Origin of the sequence: Roseivirga seohaensis, assembly GCF_001592945.1 — a bacterium.
GTDB classification, from domain to species: domain Bacteria; phylum Bacteroidota; class Bacteroidia; order Cytophagales; family Cyclobacteriaceae; genus Roseivirga; species Roseivirga seohaensis.
Window position 1 is genome coordinate 488791 of the sequence record NZ_LRPB01000048.1, and the last position, 16025, is coordinate 504815.

The 16025-nt window shown below is 38.3% G+C and carries 16 protein-coding genes; 9 read left to right on the forward strand and 7 right to left on the reverse strand.

What is annotated here, in order from left to right:
- The first annotated feature begins 12 nt into the window (after window positions 1–12).
- Window positions 13–1467 (forward strand): SusD/RagB family nutrient-binding outer membrane lipoprotein, encoded by a 1455-nt coding sequence (locus AWW67_RS16710; RefSeq protein WP_176700069.1) that lies wholly within the window; start codon window positions 13–15, stop codon window positions 1465–1467.
- 114 nt (window positions 1468–1581) lie between these two features.
- Here the strand turns inward: AWW67_RS16710 and AWW67_RS16715 are convergent, their stop codons facing one another.
- Window positions 1582–2061 (reverse strand): low molecular weight protein-tyrosine-phosphatase, encoded by a 480-nt coding sequence (locus AWW67_RS16715; protein ID WP_062303196.1) that lies wholly within the window; start codon window positions 2059–2061, stop codon window positions 1582–1584.
- A 50-nt stretch (window positions 2062–2111) separates the two neighbouring features.
- Here AWW67_RS16715 and AWW67_RS16720 point away from each other — a divergent pair, with 50 nt between their 5' ends.
- Window positions 2112–2885 (forward strand): enoyl-CoA hydratase-related protein, encoded by a 774-nt coding sequence (locus tag AWW67_RS16720; protein ID WP_062303119.1) that lies wholly within the window; start codon window positions 2112–2114, stop codon window positions 2883–2885.
- A gap of 53 nt (window positions 2886–2938) precedes the next feature.
- Here the strand turns inward: AWW67_RS16720 and AWW67_RS16725 are convergent, their stop codons facing one another.
- Genes AWW67_RS16725 through AWW67_RS16735 form a run of 3 tightly spaced genes read right to left on the reverse strand, consistent with a single transcriptional unit; the run spans window position 2939 to window position 5215 of the window.
- Window positions 2939–3994: a DUF6588 family protein gene (locus AWW67_RS16725; RefSeq protein ID WP_062303121.1), complete on the reverse strand. Its 1056-nt coding sequence runs from the start codon at window positions 3992–3994 to the stop codon at window positions 2939–2941.
- A 20-nt stretch (window positions 3995–4014) separates the two neighbouring features.
- Complete coding sequence (locus AWW67_RS16730) at window positions 4015–4602, reverse strand: hypothetical protein (protein ID WP_053223040.1); 588 nt, start codon at window positions 4600–4602, stop codon at window positions 4015–4017.
- A 58-nt stretch (window positions 4603–4660) separates the two neighbouring features.
- Entirely contained in the window at window positions 4661–5215 is a 555-nt protein-coding gene (locus AWW67_RS16735) for a hypothetical protein (protein ID WP_062303122.1), read from the reverse strand.
- A gap of 267 nt (window positions 5216–5482) precedes the next feature.
- Between AWW67_RS16735 and AWW67_RS16740 the strand changes: the two genes are divergently transcribed.
- The 4 genes from AWW67_RS16740 (at window position 5483) to AWW67_RS16755 (ending at window position 9096) form a co-directional block, all read left to right on the forward strand.
- On the forward strand, window positions 5483–6112 hold the full coding sequence (locus tag AWW67_RS16740) for a peroxiredoxin (RefSeq protein WP_053223038.1): 630 nt from the start codon (window positions 5483–5485) through the stop codon (window positions 6110–6112).
- Between the two features lie 62 nt (window positions 6113–6174).
- Entirely contained in the window at window positions 6175–7419 is a 1245-nt protein-coding gene (locus tag AWW67_RS16745) for a 3-deoxy-D-manno-octulosonic acid transferase (RefSeq protein WP_062303124.1), read from the forward strand.
- Window positions 7407–8336 (forward strand): ribosome small subunit-dependent GTPase A, encoded by a 930-nt coding sequence (gene rsgA / locus AWW67_RS16750; protein WP_053223036.1) that lies wholly within the window; start codon window positions 7407–7409, stop codon window positions 8334–8336. Before AWW67_RS16745 ends, rsgA begins: the two co-directional genes overlap by 13 nt.
- Window positions 8337–8421: 85 nt before the next feature.
- Window positions 8422–9096 carry a protein-tyrosine phosphatase family protein gene (locus tag AWW67_RS16755; RefSeq protein ID WP_062303125.1) on the forward strand — a complete coding sequence of 225 codons (675 nt, stop codon included), beginning with the start codon at window positions 8422–8424 and terminating at the stop codon, window positions 9094–9096.
- 52 nt (window positions 9097–9148) lie between these two features.
- Here AWW67_RS16755 and AWW67_RS16760 read toward each other — a convergent pair whose 3' ends face one another.
- Complete coding sequence (locus AWW67_RS16760) at window positions 9149–9538, reverse strand: acyl-CoA thioesterase (RefSeq protein ID WP_062303126.1); 390 nt, start codon at window positions 9536–9538, stop codon at window positions 9149–9151.
- Between the two features lie 118 nt (window positions 9539–9656).
- Here AWW67_RS16760 and AWW67_RS16765 point away from each other — a divergent pair, with 118 nt between their 5' ends.
- The gene (locus AWW67_RS16765) at window positions 9657–10586 is read left to right on the forward strand and encodes a hydrogen peroxide-inducible genes activator (RefSeq protein ID WP_053223033.1); all 930 of its coding nucleotides are present in this window, start codon (window positions 9657–9659) and stop codon (window positions 10584–10586) included.
- Between the two features lie 280 nt (window positions 10587–10866).
- On the opposite strand, the gene AWW67_RS16770 is transcribed toward AWW67_RS16765, so the two are convergent.
- Both AWW67_RS16770 and AWW67_RS16775 read right to left on the reverse strand, forming a co-directional pair.
- Window positions 10867–12315: a hypothetical protein gene (locus AWW67_RS16770; RefSeq protein WP_062303128.1), complete on the reverse strand. Its 1449-nt coding sequence runs from the start codon at window positions 12313–12315 to the stop codon at window positions 10867–10869.
- Window positions 12316–12463: 148 nt separating this feature from the next.
- Window positions 12464–12667, reverse strand: a complete 204-nt coding sequence (locus tag AWW67_RS16775; RefSeq protein WP_053223031.1) for a hypothetical protein — start codon at window positions 12665–12667, stop codon at window positions 12464–12466.
- Between the two features lie 157 nt (window positions 12668–12824).
- On the opposite strand from AWW67_RS16775, the gene hisS reads away from it, so the two are divergent.
- Window positions 12825–14195 carry a histidine--tRNA ligase gene (gene hisS, locus AWW67_RS16780; protein ID WP_062303129.1) on the forward strand — a complete coding sequence of 457 codons (1371 nt, stop codon included), beginning with the start codon at window positions 12825–12827 and terminating at the stop codon, window positions 14193–14195.
- Between the two features lie 86 nt (window positions 14196–14281).
- Window positions 14282–16012, forward strand: coding sequence for a T9SS type B sorting domain-containing protein (locus AWW67_RS16785; RefSeq protein ID WP_062303131.1), 1731 nt, complete (start codon window positions 14282–14284; stop codon window positions 16010–16012).
- Window positions 16013–16025: the final 13 nt, after the last annotated feature.

Consider the following 16025-nt stretch of genomic DNA (forward strand, 5'->3'; position numbering starts at 1 on the left):
AAAATGAGAAAAATGAAACCAATTATAAAAACGAAAAGCATATTAGCATCACTTTTGGTGTCTGTGCTATTCTTAGCGAGCTCATGTGAAGAGTATGATTTTGGAGATACTAACGTAAACCCAGCGCAAACTGGTACACCGTTACCAAATGCATTGCTTACAAGTGCTCTGTGGTCAGTTTCTGGGTACGAAACCCAAACTGCACCATCTCTTTATGTTCAGTATTTATCTGAAACACAATACCCTGAAACCTCATTATACGCAGTAGGACCTGTAAGCTGGGGCGAATATACTGGTGTATTGCAGAATTTAAATACGATCATTAACTATAACACTGATGCAGATACTAAGACAAAAGCTGCAGATTATGGTTCAAACGCGAACCAAATCGCTGTTGCTAGAATCTTAAAAGCTCATGTGTTCTCTAAAGTGACCGACAAGTGGGGTGATGTTCCTTACTCTGAAGCTTTGAATGGAAACACTTTCCCTTCATACGACACTCAAGAAAGTATCTATAAAGATATTTTAAAAGAGTTGACTGAGGCTGAAAACGGTTTTGACAATGGTGCAATGCCTTCTGGCGACATCTTGTTGAATGGCGACAAAGCTAAATGGAAGAAATTAGCAAATTCATTAAGAATGATCTATTCTCTTCGTTTATCTAAGCGCTACCCAGGAGCTGGTGATTATGCTGCTACGCAATTTAACGCTGCTTTGAATGATTCAGACGGATACATTGCTTCAAATGCAGATAACATCCTATACCCTCACTTGGACAACAACAACTTTGCAAACAGATGGTATTCTCTATTCTTAACTAGAGCCGATTATACCATTAGTGACGTGATGATTGATGAGCTTATTGCTAAAAACGACCCAAGATTAGAGGTGTATGCAAACAAAAACACCAATGGTGCTTATGTAGGCCTTCCATATGGTTATACTAGAGATCAATTGATCGCTTGGACTGCAAACAATCAGTATTCTTTGATGGGTGATGCTATCACAGGTCAAACTTCTGATAGTTACTTCATCACATCTTCTTACATCGCACTTACTCGTGCTGAAGCTGCTGAATTAGGCTGGACAACTGAAGTTGCTGCTACTTTATACGCTAAAGGTATCGAAGATTCTTGGAGACAAAGAGGTGTATATGATGCAGTTGATTTTGCAGCATATTTAGCTGATCCTCAAAATGCTTATGTAGGTAATGTTGCTGAAAAAATCGGAGATCAAAAGTGGATTTCTTTATTCCCTGATGGGTTCGAAATGTGGGCTGATTGGAGAAGAACAGGATACCCTGAGTTAACTCCAACTCCAAATTTCTTGAATGACAATGGTAATATCCCTTTGAGATATAACTACCCTTCAAATGAGTCTGATTTGAACAGTGAGAACTATGAAGCTGCTGTAGCTAGATTAGCAAACGGTGACAACGATGACTCTCCAGTTTGGTGGGATAATTAATTCACCATGAATTAGAATAAAATATACTATGTAATTATAGTTAGTTAGTAGTTAGTATATTTTGCTTAAAAGGCCGATTCCAACTTTGGAATCGGCTTTTTTCATTCAGCATCTCTACAATTGATTCTCCTTAATTATAAAATCAAGTAAACCCTGTGCAGAGCGATCAATAATATCAAACACTTCTTGAAAGCCACGCTCACCTCCGTAGTATGGATCTGGAACATCTTTATTTAAACCTGCTTCATCAAAACTCCGCATTAGCTTAATTTGTCTATCATTACCTTTAGGCCTAAGCATCTCAATATTCCTAAGGTTACTCGAATCCATGGCAACTATATAATCGAAATCATTATAGTCTTGAACGGTGAACTGCCTACCTTGATGATTGAGCCGAACTCCATTGGTTAATGCATTTTTAACGGTTCGCCTGTCGGGTTGCTCTCCAATATGGTAATTAGAAGTACCACAAGAATCAATAAAAAAACGATCGGCTAGTTCCTTCTCTTCTACCTTCTTCTTAAACACACCTTCTGCCAAAGGAGACCTACATATATTTCCCAAGCAAACAAATAGCACCTTCACCTTAGACATTCCCATTTCTTTCTATTTTTGTTTAGTGATCTAAAAAACAAACCTAACCTATGGAATTTATCAAAGTAAATAAAGCTTACGCCAAACACATTGCACTAATTCAGTTGAACAGACCTAAAGAACTAAACGCGTTGAACCTGCAACTTATGGGTGAAATTAGGGATTGCCTAAAAGAGTTAGATCAAGACGATGAAGTCCGTGTTATTATTATCTCAGGAGATGAAAGAGCCTTCGCAGCAGGTGCCGACATTAAACAGATGGCCGGCAAGTCTACCATTGATATGTGGAAAGTAGATCAGTTTAGTACATGGGATCAGATTAATAAAACTCGTAAACCTATTATTGCAGCAGTATCTGGTTTTGCCTTGGGCGGTGGTTGCGAATTGGCAATGACCTGCGATATGATAGTAGCGTCTGAAACTGCTCAATTTGGCCAGCCTGAAATTAAAATTGGGGTAATGCCAGGAGCAGGAGGCACCCAACGACTCACTAAAGCCTTAGGCAAGGCAAAGGCCATGGAATTGGTATTAACAGGAAAGTTTATTTCCGCGGAAGAAGCCTTAGGTTATGGACTGATAAATAAAGTTGTACCTGTTGAAGTATATTTAAAAGAAGCCGTTAGCCTTGCCAGTGAAATTGCGGCAATGTCCCCTATCGCTGTTCAAATGGCTAAGGAAGCCGTGAAAAGATCTTTTGAAGTACCATTAGAAGAAGGGCTTCACTTTGAAAGAAAGAACTTCTACATGCTCTTCTCCTCCGAAGATCAGAAAGAAGGAATGAATGCTTTTGTGGAAAAACGAAAACCTGATTTTAAGGGGAAGTAATAATAAAAAAGGGGCTTGAGCCCCTTTTTTATTATATAACAATGTAGTACTTCTTAAATACCTGGTACAATTGGAATGTTTGTATTGCTGGCTCCTTCTCTAAAGCTAAAACCAATACCTACAGTAGCTGTATTGTATTCTTGGAAAGAGTACTCACCGAAAATATTTAAGAATAACAATCTGACTCTTAATCCAACATTCGCCTTTACTCCACCATTTTCATAAGCTAAATCAATGGGATCAGTAAAACTTTGGGTTTCAGTAGTATATACTCCCTTCAACCCAAAAGTTGTTTTAGATTTTGCATAGCCTAAGCCTCCATAAACTGTAAGAAGTGCTATTTTTTTTGAAACCAATGCCTGAACTACAGTTCCCTTAGTTTCAAACTCCGCAGTTTGATTTAAGTCTGAATCTACAACAAACCCCGTTTTCAAATTTGTATACCCTACAAACATGGAAAGATCGAAAGGCAACTTCTTCACTACTGGCAAGTATTGCTTAATATCGTGCATTACGCCAATACCAAATAATTTCACATTGGCTTCTTCTTCATCGCCAAACGACATGTCTGGTGTATATCTAATCTTAAGGTCAGTTCCCTTTATCAAACCAACCCCTAATTGAATCATTGGAGAAGGTACAGCGTTTGTTGGAAACTCCTCTTCTAAACCTAAACCTGTTGGTGCTGAAATACGAATAGTTTCATTACCACTGTTATCCATAAATGTCAATTCCGGTAGATCATCAGCACCCAAATTAGGCCCAAATAAAGTAGGCAGTTGTGCTGAAGTACCATTCGATAATTTCACATTGGAATAATCAGAATTTTTGAAAGTAAAGAACTCACCACTGGAAGGTACAATTGCGGCATTCACAGAAATATTCAGGTCGAAACCTAAAGTTTTATGTGGCCTAGCCGTATTATACCAACCTGCATTTACACCATAGCCAATACCTTGAAAAGCAGGCGCCATGTAAGCTTCTAATAGCTTATTAGCATCTGCCAAACCCGCTTCTAAAAAAGAGTCAAAATCAAATTGTGCTTTAGAAACATTCGCCATTGACACCATTAGTCCAGCGATCAATAATATTCTTGTATAAATTTTCATGTCAAAATGCTTTTAAAAAATTAATCTAACTGAACTCTGGCGGTTACATCAAACTTGAATAAGAAATCAAATGTGTCGCTAGCTGTTTGAAAAGTAACATTCTTCCCAACTAATACTAGTTCAATTTTGAAAGAAGTACCATTCAATAAAGCGCTTTCGATGACTGACACAGCAGCAGGATTTACATCGCCAGGAGCTGCCTTATCGAAAAGAAGCACATCTTCTGTTTTAAGATGGGCATCAACAATTGTAGTTTCCAAAAGTTCGGTTGAATTACCTCCACTGATGATATTCAAAGTAACATCCAAATCAGCTTCATTTCCAGCATTAAAGCCTTCAACCTTATACCAAATCTTGTTGATGGTAAAACGCTGAAGTTCATCCATGTACTCATCAAACTCATCCGAGGTAATATTGATTTCACCTGTTTCTACAGTAACTGGTGGAGTTTCATTGATCAATTGACCAATCGCCACCGCAGGAACATCAAGAGTTACCGTAACAGGATCAGTTTCCACAACTTGGGAGATATCTGATTGAATACCAGCTTCTCCGCAGGCACTAATGATAGTGGCCATCAGCAAAATTAACAGTACGTTTTTTTTCATTGTTAAGGTTTTAAAAAGAATGCTAAATAATTATAAGGTTGAACAGTTAAAAATATACTCAGTTAGTGTTTTGTGAAATAGAAGCGGTAATATCCCATACTACCTCAACAGTAAAATCACTTTCAATGTCTTTATCAAAGCCTGCAGTAACGATTAAATTAAAAGGCTCTTGGTTATTTATAATAGCTTCTAAACTGGCCACTTGGGCTGCGCTAAGTTGAGAAGATGCGTTTCCGCTTTCAAAAGCAGTAAAAAGTCCATTAGCTAACGTAATACCAGTAACCGATAACACCTCTGTGGTGGTACCATTTAATTCTGTAGAAAGACTTAAACTCATAAGGACATCATTACCCGCAGTGCCAAAATAATCTGAAATCTCATAAGTCAGCTGGTTAAGCGTAATATTCTTAATCAGTTCCGAATCTTCTGTAAATAATGCCGATGGATCTACCAAACGTTCAGCGGTATAGCTGTTATTTGTGCTACCATTGGCTTCGTCACTGTTGATAGTGAATTCATAGTTACCTACAGAAGGCACAGTAATTAAAATTCCGCCTTCATCGCAAGCAGAAAGCGTAATTAGAAACATAAGAAATAAGCAGATCTTCTTCATTGATTTTGTATTAACAGGTTACGTAAAGTTAACAATAAATTCGAAGCCTGTATTTTACATTTATATGGCTTAAAACTAATTCTGATTTATCCTAAAAGAAAAACTTCAAGCATTTGATTCGACTCTATTGACAGTTATCTTTGCAGCCGAAAACACGTGAAAGACAATTTCATCAATAAATAAAAGGTGGGATTTGACTAATTTGAGTGGTCTCTTAACGTAAAGATTAGTAAAAGAAATTAATTATTCAATTCAAATAAAAAACAAATGTCATTAGTTGGAAAAAAAGCACCAATATTTAGCGCACCAGCGGTAATTAACGGAGAAGAAATAGTAGAGGGATTTTCTCTTGAGCAGTACATCGGTAAAAAAGATGTAGTATTTTTCTTCTATCCGAAAGATTTCACTTTTGTGTGCCCTACTGAAATTTTGGCTTTTCAAGAGAAGCTAGGTGAATTCGAGAAAAGAGGCGTTGCGGTAGTTGCAGCTTCTTGCGACACTGAAGAAAGCCATTTGGCTTGGTTAATGACTCCTAAAAATCAAGGTGGTATTGAAGGTGTTACCTATCCTATAGTAGCCGATACGGCTAAAACAATTGCTCATAATTATGGCGTTTTAGCAGGAGATTGGAACTACAACGAAGAAGGCGAACTTACTTTCGAAGGAGCTCCTATTGCTTACAGAGGTACATTCTTAATCGACAAAGAAGGAACTGTAAGACAAGAAACTATCAACGATTTGCCATTAGGTAGAAATATCGATGAAATGATCCGTTTGGTTGACGCCCTTCACCATGTTGAAAAATACGGTGAGGTTTGCCCTGCAAACTGGGAAGAAGGAAAAGAAGCAATGAAAGCTACTAAAGATGGCGTTGCTGATTACCTTTCAAAAAACTAAGCTGAATTAAATATTTAGTATAAAAGCCCTCCTTAATGGAGGGTTTTTTATTTTTGTTCTGAATGGCTATTATTCTCTATAATTTATCCGTCCGTTTTTATCGCCTTGTTATTGGCTTGGTAGCCCCATTCAATGAAAAAGCAAAAAAGTTCGTAAACGGTAGAGTAGGGATATTTGATCGCCTAGCAAAGGATTTTTCAGACATCAAAAAGCCTGTGATTTGGTTTCATTGTGCCTCACTAGGTGAATTTGAACAAGGTCGCCCAGTAATTGAGGCATTTCTTAATTCAAAACCTAATAATAAAATACTCATTACATTTTTCTCTCCATCAGGTTACGAGCTCAGGAAGAATTACACCGAAGCCGATTTTGTTTACTATTTACCAATCGATACAAAAAAGAACGCCAAACGCTTTTTAGATATCGTCAATCCAGCCTTGGTGATTTTCGTGAAATACGAATTTTGGTATCACTACCTCAAACAAACCAGTGAACGCAAAATTCCGCTGTATTGCATTTCAGCCTTATTCAATGAAAAACAGCGTTTTTTCAAACCCAATGGAGGTTTTTTCAGAAAAACGCTCAACTTGTTCGATCACATTTTTGTTCAAAACGAAAAGTCTGAAAAGCTACTGCAGCAAATTAACATCAAACAAGTCTCTGTTGCTGGCGACACCCGTTTTGACAGGGTAGTAGACACCGTGAGCAACCCAAAGCATTTTCCATTGGTAGCACAATTCAGCCAAAACGAGCTCGTCATGGTAATTGGAAGTTGCTGGCCTTCCGATATGGCCTTCCTCTTCCCTATTATCAATCGTTCGGAAAACGTGAAATTCATAATTGCCCCACACGATGTGAGTGAAAACAGCATCAAGCAATTAGAAAAGGGCTTGAAGTTACCCCATTGCCGAATTACAGAAGCTACTCCTGAAAACATTGATCAATCTCGAATCATAATTATCAACACCATAGGCATGCTTTCTTCGCTCTATCAATATGGGCAATTTTCGTACATTGGCGGAGCCTTTGGAGACGGGCTACACAATATATTAGAAGCGGTAACTTTTGGGCTACCCGTAATTTTCGGGAACAACAACCTAGAAAAATTCCCTGAATCGTTGGCGCTAATTGAAAAAGGAGGCGCATTTTCATTCACGCAACAATCAGAAATTGAAGAGCATTTCGCAAAACTATCTACCGATACTAATTTCAGAAATAAAGCTTCTGAGATTTGTAAAACGTATATTCGAGAAAACACTGGTGCTACCGCCAAAATTATGGACAGTTTAACCCAATGGAACAAATGAGAGGAAGAGTCATTCGATCTACGGGTTCTTGGTATGAAGTGAAAACCGAAAGCGAAGAAGTTTTCAAAGCTCGATTGCGCGGTAAATTCAAGCAAGACAAGCTGAAGGTTAATAACCCAATTGCGGTAGGCGACTGGGTAACGCTTGAACAAGAAGGCGAAGAAGGTTCGGCCGTAATCAAAACCATTGAGCCACGTACTAATTACATAATTCGTAAATCCACCCGTAAGTCTAATTTCTCGCACATTATCGCGTCTAATTTAGACCAAGCACTTCTGGTGGCAACACTTGCCTTTCCACGCACTTCTTTAGGCTTTATAGATCGTTTTTTGGTCAGTGCCGAATCGTTTAGAATCCCATGTATTTTAGTCATTAACAAAAGCGATTTACTCGATGAGGAAGGTTTAGAAATTGCAGCGCAATTGAAGGAACTCTACGAGAGTATTGGTTATAGAACTCTACTTATTTCTGTGCTGGAAGAAAAAGGATTAGATGAAATTAAAGCAGCGTTAAAGGGCAAAACCTCTTTAATTTCTGGCCATTCTGGTGTAGGCAAATCTTCTTTACTAAATGCATTGGTACCCGAACTAGGTTTACGAATTGGTGAGGTTTCTACCTTTGCTAATAAAGGAACTCACACCACCACTTTTGCCGAAATGTTTGAAACCGAAGATAATGCCCGAATCATAGATACGCCTGGAATTAAAGAGCTAGGATTGGTAGAAATGGAGCAAGATGAAATTAGCGACTACTTTCCTGAAATGAGGGCATTTTTAGGCCAATGCAAATTCAACAATTGCCTCCACGTAAACGAACCAGGCTGCGCAGTGCTAGAGGCCTTTGTGAATGGAGAAATTGCTGACTCACGCTACACGAGCTACCTAAGCATGCTGGAAGATTCGGACAATAGAAGGTAGCTGGTTTTATTTATTTACATTAAAACCAAACATAATTACAAGTTCCAGTATCTACATTATATTGGTAGAGATTAATAACCACTCAATGACTACAAACAAGCTTTTAGAAAGCGCAACCCTATGGCTTTCCAACCCCATTCCCTCTAGCCTTGAAGAAGGTATACAAAATGCTAATGAACTTCTTATTGACCTACAATCAGCGGTAGACAATAACCGAAGCTCAAAGCAAATCATTGGCCCTCTACTAGGTAAAGTAAAAGCCATGCAAAAGAGAATTGAGAACATGGAGCTCGTAAACTGGGTAGCCATTGGAAAAGGATATTTGGCGATTGGACACCGGCCAAGCACGAAACTTACTGAAGATTTAAAACTTCAAAATTGTACACACATCTTGACCTTGCTTTCAGAAAACGAAGGCGCTAAAAAAATTAAAATCCTTACCGACAAATCAAATTTAAAATGGCTTTGGCTACCCATGGAAAGCGCAAAGCCATTGGCAGAAGAAAGAACCGAAGAACTCGGTGCTTTACTTTCGGGAATGAAAGATATTTTAGAGCAAGGCGGTAAGATATACCTTCACTGTTCTGCGGGAATTCATAGAACAGGGATGATCGCATATTCATTTCTTCGGTTTATAGGTTTAAGCCCAGAAGATGCCATGCAGAAGCTTAAAGAGTTGCGACTAGATACTTACGAAGGGGTTGGGGAAGAAAGAACGGCTTGGGGCGAAGAGATTGTGAGGAGGTTAAAAACTAAATAAAATAGGAAGTAAGAGAAATAGCTCTTCCCCCTATTTTATTTGGGCTTGCTAATTACAAACTGAGTCTACCTTTAACATATTCAATCTTGGTTTTACCGTGTTCAGCAGGCTTTCCGTCCTCGCCTAGGTTTACCATAATAATCTTATCAATACTCAAAATATCTTCTCTAGTAAGCTTATTTCGTACTTCACACCTTAATGTGATTGAAGTACGACCAAAGGCCACAGCCTCAATTCCAATTTCTATAATATCTCCCTGCCTAGGGGCATTTATAAAATTGATTTCAGAGATGAATTTGGTTACTATATGTCTGTTTTCAAGTTGAACAATAGTATAGAGTGCGGCCTCTTCATCTATCCATTCCAAAAGCCTACCTCCAAACAAAGTTGAATTAGGATTTAAATCTGTGGGGCGTACCCATTTTCTAGTGTGAAAGTTCATAATTCGTTTTCCGTGAGTTTTTAACCTTACCCGATTTATTTAATGGCATAAATTTCCGCCTTTCGGAACTATTAATCAAATTAATGGTATCTATATTAGTATAGACTAAAGCTATACAATGACCTTACAACAACTTGAATACATCGTTGCGCTTGATACGCATCGCCATTTTGTAACTGCCGCTTCGCATTGTTTTGTAACACAACCCACGCTCACTCTTCAAGTTCAAAAACTTGAAGATGAAATGAATACCCTGATTTTTGATCGTTCGAGGCACCCAATTGTACCTACTCCAACAGGAGAACTTATTATTAACAAAGCTCGACAAATTTTGAGAGAGGCGCATCAGCTAAAAGAGTTGGTAAACTTAGAAAAAGACACCATTACTGGTAGTTTTAGAATTGCGGTTATACCTACGGTAGCCCCTTATTTGATGCCGAGATTTTTAAAAAGTTTTTCTGAAAAACACCCTAACACACATCTACAAATTAGGGAAATGGAATCTGAGGAAATTATTCATGCCTTAAAAAATGATTTTGTCGACATTGGTATTTTGGCTACTCCGTTAGAAGAATCATCCATTCGAGAAATCCCATTATACAATGAGCCTTTTCTAATATACAGCTCAGAAAATCACTCGCTTTACGGGAAAAGCAACATTAAACCAGACAGCCTACCCTTGTACGGTCTTTGGCTCTTAAATCAAGGGCATTGTTTCCGAAATCAAGTACTGAATATTTGTGATAAAAAGAAACAATCTGACAACCCAGGCTTTTCATATGAAAGCGGTTCTATCGAAACACTGAAAAACATGGTGCGCTCAAACATGGGCTATACGCTTGTTCCGGAGTTATCGGTGATAGAAGAATTGGACGACCCAAGAGTAAAGCGCTTAGAAAGTCCTGAACCTATAAGAGAAATTAGTTTAGTAGTGCATAAGAGCTTTACCAAAGAATCACTTATTGAAAAATTGCGTGAAGAAATCCTTTCAAACATCCCAGATCATTTTCAAAAAGGGAAGAAGTTCATTAAAGTGAAATGGAGATAATTTTTACCTAAAATTTTAAATAAGAGAATCACTTAGATATTCGTTTTGACAACCAGCTACTTTTGATTCATCATAAACAAAGAACAAAATGAATATTGATAGCACACTTCTGAGCCTTGCCTTATTCTACTCTGGAATTATAACTTTCATTGTATTGAAAATAAGAAGCCATTGGAAAAAGTATCATTATTAAGCAGACTTCCTTTTCACCTAAAGGAAAAATATACTACTAAATACAGCCCAATGCAATGTGTCAATCGCCATTGTAATTGGGCTGTATTTATTCTACCCAAAAATTAAGCTTTGCTATAAGCTCCATTTTTAAATCCTCTAGCTGAATACCTCTCATTCGTGCAGTACTACTAGCCTTTAACTTTTTTACTTCCAAAAGGTGCTTTCCTCTTCCCAGTTCAATAACATCTATCACCGCTAAGTATCCTTTTTCGCCATTTGAAGCATGGGTTTTGAAAGCGTAATCTAGGTTAGGATATAATATGCCATCAATGTATACCTCAAAAAGCTGAGTTTGACATGCCAAAGACTGTTCCAAACGCGCCTCATAATTCTTATCACGCACTAAATCATCTACATTCAGAGTAGTGTCCATTTGAACTTTCATTCCAGCTTTGAAACCTTGCAAAACACCTTCATCTGGGCTAAGCTTATAACTATCTGGGCACAGCAATTCAAGCGTACTATTATCCTTTGGGTTGTAGCGTAAAAAAAGCTCAAGAAAACCATTCTCAACATATTTAGAAGGCAAACTAAGTTCACGAATAAATTGGTCATCTGCCCTTAAATCATCGTAAAAGCCCTCAACCATATACCCTTCAGAAATATTAGTCCGCTCTGGGTAGAACACATTTACATCCAGCGCATCGGCCCTGAACGTGACCAGAAGCACCAACAATAGCACCGAGGAAACTCCTATGATCTGCTTTTTCTTATAGGTGGTAATAAGGTGATAATAAATTGACCGGTATAAAATAGATAAGGTGATTACCGAAAAGAAGCGATAAATGGGGTAATACAACACCGAAAACCATTTTGATTTCTTGAAAGCACTAAAAAACAAGGTGTCGAGAAAGAAGATTATAGCCAACACAAAATAGAAAATGACCGCAAAAATTGCTACCAAATTCATTATCCCTACCCATATTGTCAGTTCATTAGAAGTACTGAGCATTACAGTCACGCTCAGCAAGCTTACCCCTATGGCTACAACAATTACTACGGAAACAATGGAAAAGACCAGCAGAAATGTATAGGCAAAAATTACACTAGAAATCTTATCTAGGTGAACGATCAGTTCGTCAAGAGAGCGAACCTTCTCTGGCATATATTTCCTGAACTTTCCTTTAAACGCAAGTTTATCATAGTCGATAAAACTTGACACCGAACTAAGACCTACAATACCAATCCAAAACCCTCTGAGCAAGAGATGAATTAATAAGTTAATAAGGAAGAATTTCATCCCAATTGGGATGGTGTCTAAAATGAAGTTAATAGAAATACTGAGCAGCGGATTGATTCCATTCGCTCCAGGGTTCAGCTTATTCTCCTGAATATTTCGGTTGATTTCGGCATACTCTCCAATACCAGTGACAAGCAAAAAAATGGAAAAACCAGTAATAAGAAGCTCCAGCTGCCAACTTTCTAACTGAAGATTGGCCACCCATCGCCTCAGTTTACTTTCATCTTTACCTTTGGGTCTATCAATATTTGTCATGGTTGAATAAGGTTGATCAACCAAAATAAACAATTCTTACCTATAAATCTTAGCAACAAGATTTGAACTAGTTTTCATTATTGGTTTAAGCCCAACAAAAAAAGGGACAGTCTTTCAACAGTCCCTTCAAATATGTAAAAAGAGTAAATTACTCTTCAGTTTTCTCTGCCTCTTCTTTTTTAGCTTTTGGCTTAGCCTCAGCTTTAGTTGAAGTTTCAAATGAAGCTTTTAGTGCTTCAGCGTCAATTTTAGCAATTACAGGGGTACTTGTCAATTGCTTGATTTTATTAACCCTATCAGCAGACCTCTGCTTATTTCTTCTCGCTTTTCTTTTTAATCTCGTTATCCCCATGATAGTACTTGTTCGAAATGAGGTGCAAAGATAAGAGTTTGAATAGAATTTATAAACCCCTAGCGAAATAAAATTCACATAAGTTTTCAATATTCTGTTTTAGACCCTCCAGATTAGCCCTGTGTTTAGTAGTTTTGTATGATTAAAACCAACAAGAATGGCTCAAAAACCTTCATTACCAAAAGGCGTACGCGATTTCGGACCCGAACAAATGTTTCGTAGAAATTATCTTCTAGATACTATAAAAGGTGTTTTTAAGAAATATGGCTTTATGCCACTAGAAACTCCCGCTATTGAAAACCTTTCTACACTAACAGGAAAATATGGTGATGAAGGCGACCAACTCTTGTTTAAGATTCTAAACTCTGGTGATTTTCTATCAAAAACAGATTTCAGTGATTTTGAAGCTGGCGCTAAAGAGTTGAGCAAGAAGATTACCGAAAAAGGACTAAAATACGACCTCACCGTCCCCTTTGCAAGGTATGTGGTAATGAACCAAAACGACATCACCTTCCCTTTTAAGCGTTATCAGGTGCAGCCCGTTTGGCGTGCCGATAGACCACAAAAAGGCAGATACAGAGAATTCTATCAGTGCGATGCAGACATCATCGGTACCAATTCATTGGTTTGCGAAGCCGAGTTAATGGCCATGGTGAATGAAATTTTCTGCAAACTTGAACTCAAAGATTATCAGGTTTCTATAAGCAGTAGAAAAATACTTGAAGGTTTGGCCGATGTTATTGGCGCAACAGACAAGTTTTCTGCCTTCTGCGTTATTTTGGACAAACTGGATAAAATAGGTTTAGAGAAAATGCTAGAAGAAATGTCGCAGTTGGGCATTCCAAAACCTGGACTTGACCGATTGACCGCTATTCTGGAACTTGATGAAAACAATACCGATAAAATTGAAACCCTCAGAAAAGTATTCATTGGCTCGGAAGTAGGTTTAGAAGGCTTAAACGAAGTTGAAACTACATTAAAACACATGACCAGTTTGGGGGTTGCTCACGACAAAACTCACTTCGACCTTACCTTGGCCCGTGGTCTTTCTTACTATACAGGAATCGTATATGAGGTAAAACCTACCTCCGTAAAAATGGGCACAATTACCGCTGGTGGCCGTTACGATAATCTTACTGGGGTATTTGGCCTAGAAGGTGTTTCGGGAGTCGGCATCTCTTTTGGCGTGGATAGAATTTATGACGTACTGGACGAGCTTAACCTTTTCCCTTCAAATCAACTGGGCAACACCAAGGTGATGATTACCAATTTTGATGAGAATTGTTTGGAGCACGCTTTAGGTCTTTCTTCTCGTTTGCGGAACAACAATGTGAATTGTGAAGTATACCCCGAGCCAGCCAAAATGAAAAAACAATTGGGTTATGCCAACAAGAAAAACATACCTTTTGTAGTTATGGTTGGGCAAGAAGAAGTTGACACTAATATTTACACGGTAAAAAACATGGAGAGTGGTGAGCAACACAAACAAACTTTATTAGAGCTGATTGATTTTTTAGCTACTCAGTAAATGATAGAACCGCAAAGCCGACTTTTTAAATAAGTTTCGCGACAATACACCGTTAATCAAGAAGCATAATCAAATTAGCACCTGAATTGAAAATTGACGCAAAAGCACTTTCAAAGTTTATTACACCTTTTGGTGTTCTGATTTTATTGCTTTTTGTGCTTTCGAATCACGTAAGCGGGCAAACCCAAAGCCAACTCACTGCTAATTTTGAAGTTGATCACGTAATTGGGTGCGCCCCCTTTACACTTAACATCACTAATGTAAAGGCCTCAACTCAGTTCGATTACCTTAACACCACAGACCCTAATAATTGCAGTACGTTCCAACAAGACCCTGGCCAGTGCTTCACTAACTTTCAAGCGGAACAGCAATTTGAATACACCCAGCCAGGGGTATATTATGTAATAGGCATTAGTCAATCCTTACCAAACGGAGAGCAATCTGATTATATCAAAATCACCGTAATAGAAGCCATAGAACCTACCTACAATGTATTTGCCTGCGCTAACAATGAGGTTTTTCTAGATATAGATTTTACCCAAGACAGCTACGATAGTTATTCCATTGATTTTGGAGATGGAAGCCCTATACAAACAATTGACAAAGCAACTGATTCAAATGAACTACCCTATACATATGCCACTGCGGGAAATTATAACATTACCGTACAAGGACTAGCTTCTGGGAATGCCACAAACTGTTCTGGCTTTACAAAGTCAATTACCACGCTCGACAGCTCCCCTACTCCAGTAATCAACAGACTCGAGGTGTTGGGTGCCACCACACTTGAAATCAATTATGAAAGCTTGGACAGTAGGATTGTACATACATTAATGATTGAATCAGAAGACGGAAGCCAAACAGAACTTATTACTTTAGACCCAAGCACAAACCCAACAAACTACACTTACACCAACAGTAATTTCGATTTTGTTAATACGGTGTATTCGGTAAAAATTGAAAGCACCACTCAATGCGATAACACAGCAATACCATCTGAAACAGTGCATACTGTGGCGGCTCAATCTAATTCCGCCTATGTAAACTCAGATATTCAAATTGATTTTGACTTCAGCTCAAACTCCAATGGTCTTACTCAAATGCAATTCTACGAAAACAGCAGCCCTCAAGAAACTTTCACCACAAATACAGGCTCAGTGCAACGCATGTTGAGTAACTGTACATTGGTAGAAAGCTATTATTTTGAAGCTACTTTCGGGGCCGCTACTTCTAAGAGTGCACCAATTATCCCTGATTTAAGTGGCACTCTCAGTCCGCCTGCAATACAGTCTATGGATGGAGAGTTAGTAAATGCTACTTTCGAGCTAGAGTTTAATGAAGCACCAGTTGGTACATCAAATTATACGATTTACAAAAAGAACCCAGACGATACCTTCAGTGCTATTGGAACATCATCAAGCCCAGAGTTTACCGACACCAATTTAAAATCAGGGCAATTAGAACTTTGCTACACTGTAGTTTATGAAGATGACTGCGGGAATACTTCAGAAATGAGTCCAGAGTTCTGCTTCCCGCTTTCAGTTGGCACCATTCGACTGCCAAACGCATTTACTCCAAATGGTGATGGAATCAATGATACCTTTACGGTTGGAGATGGCGTCTTCATCAACTTTCAGATGCAAATTTTTGATCGCTGGGGTAACTTAATTTTCAATTCTACCAACCCGAGTCTTGGTTGGGATGGAAGTTATAATGGCACTCCTGCTAGTATAGGTGGCTATGCTTACCGTGTTTCGTTTCAAGATGCAGGAAATACCACCATCCAACAGACCGGAACTTTAGTATTAATTCGATAGTTTTGGGTAAAAA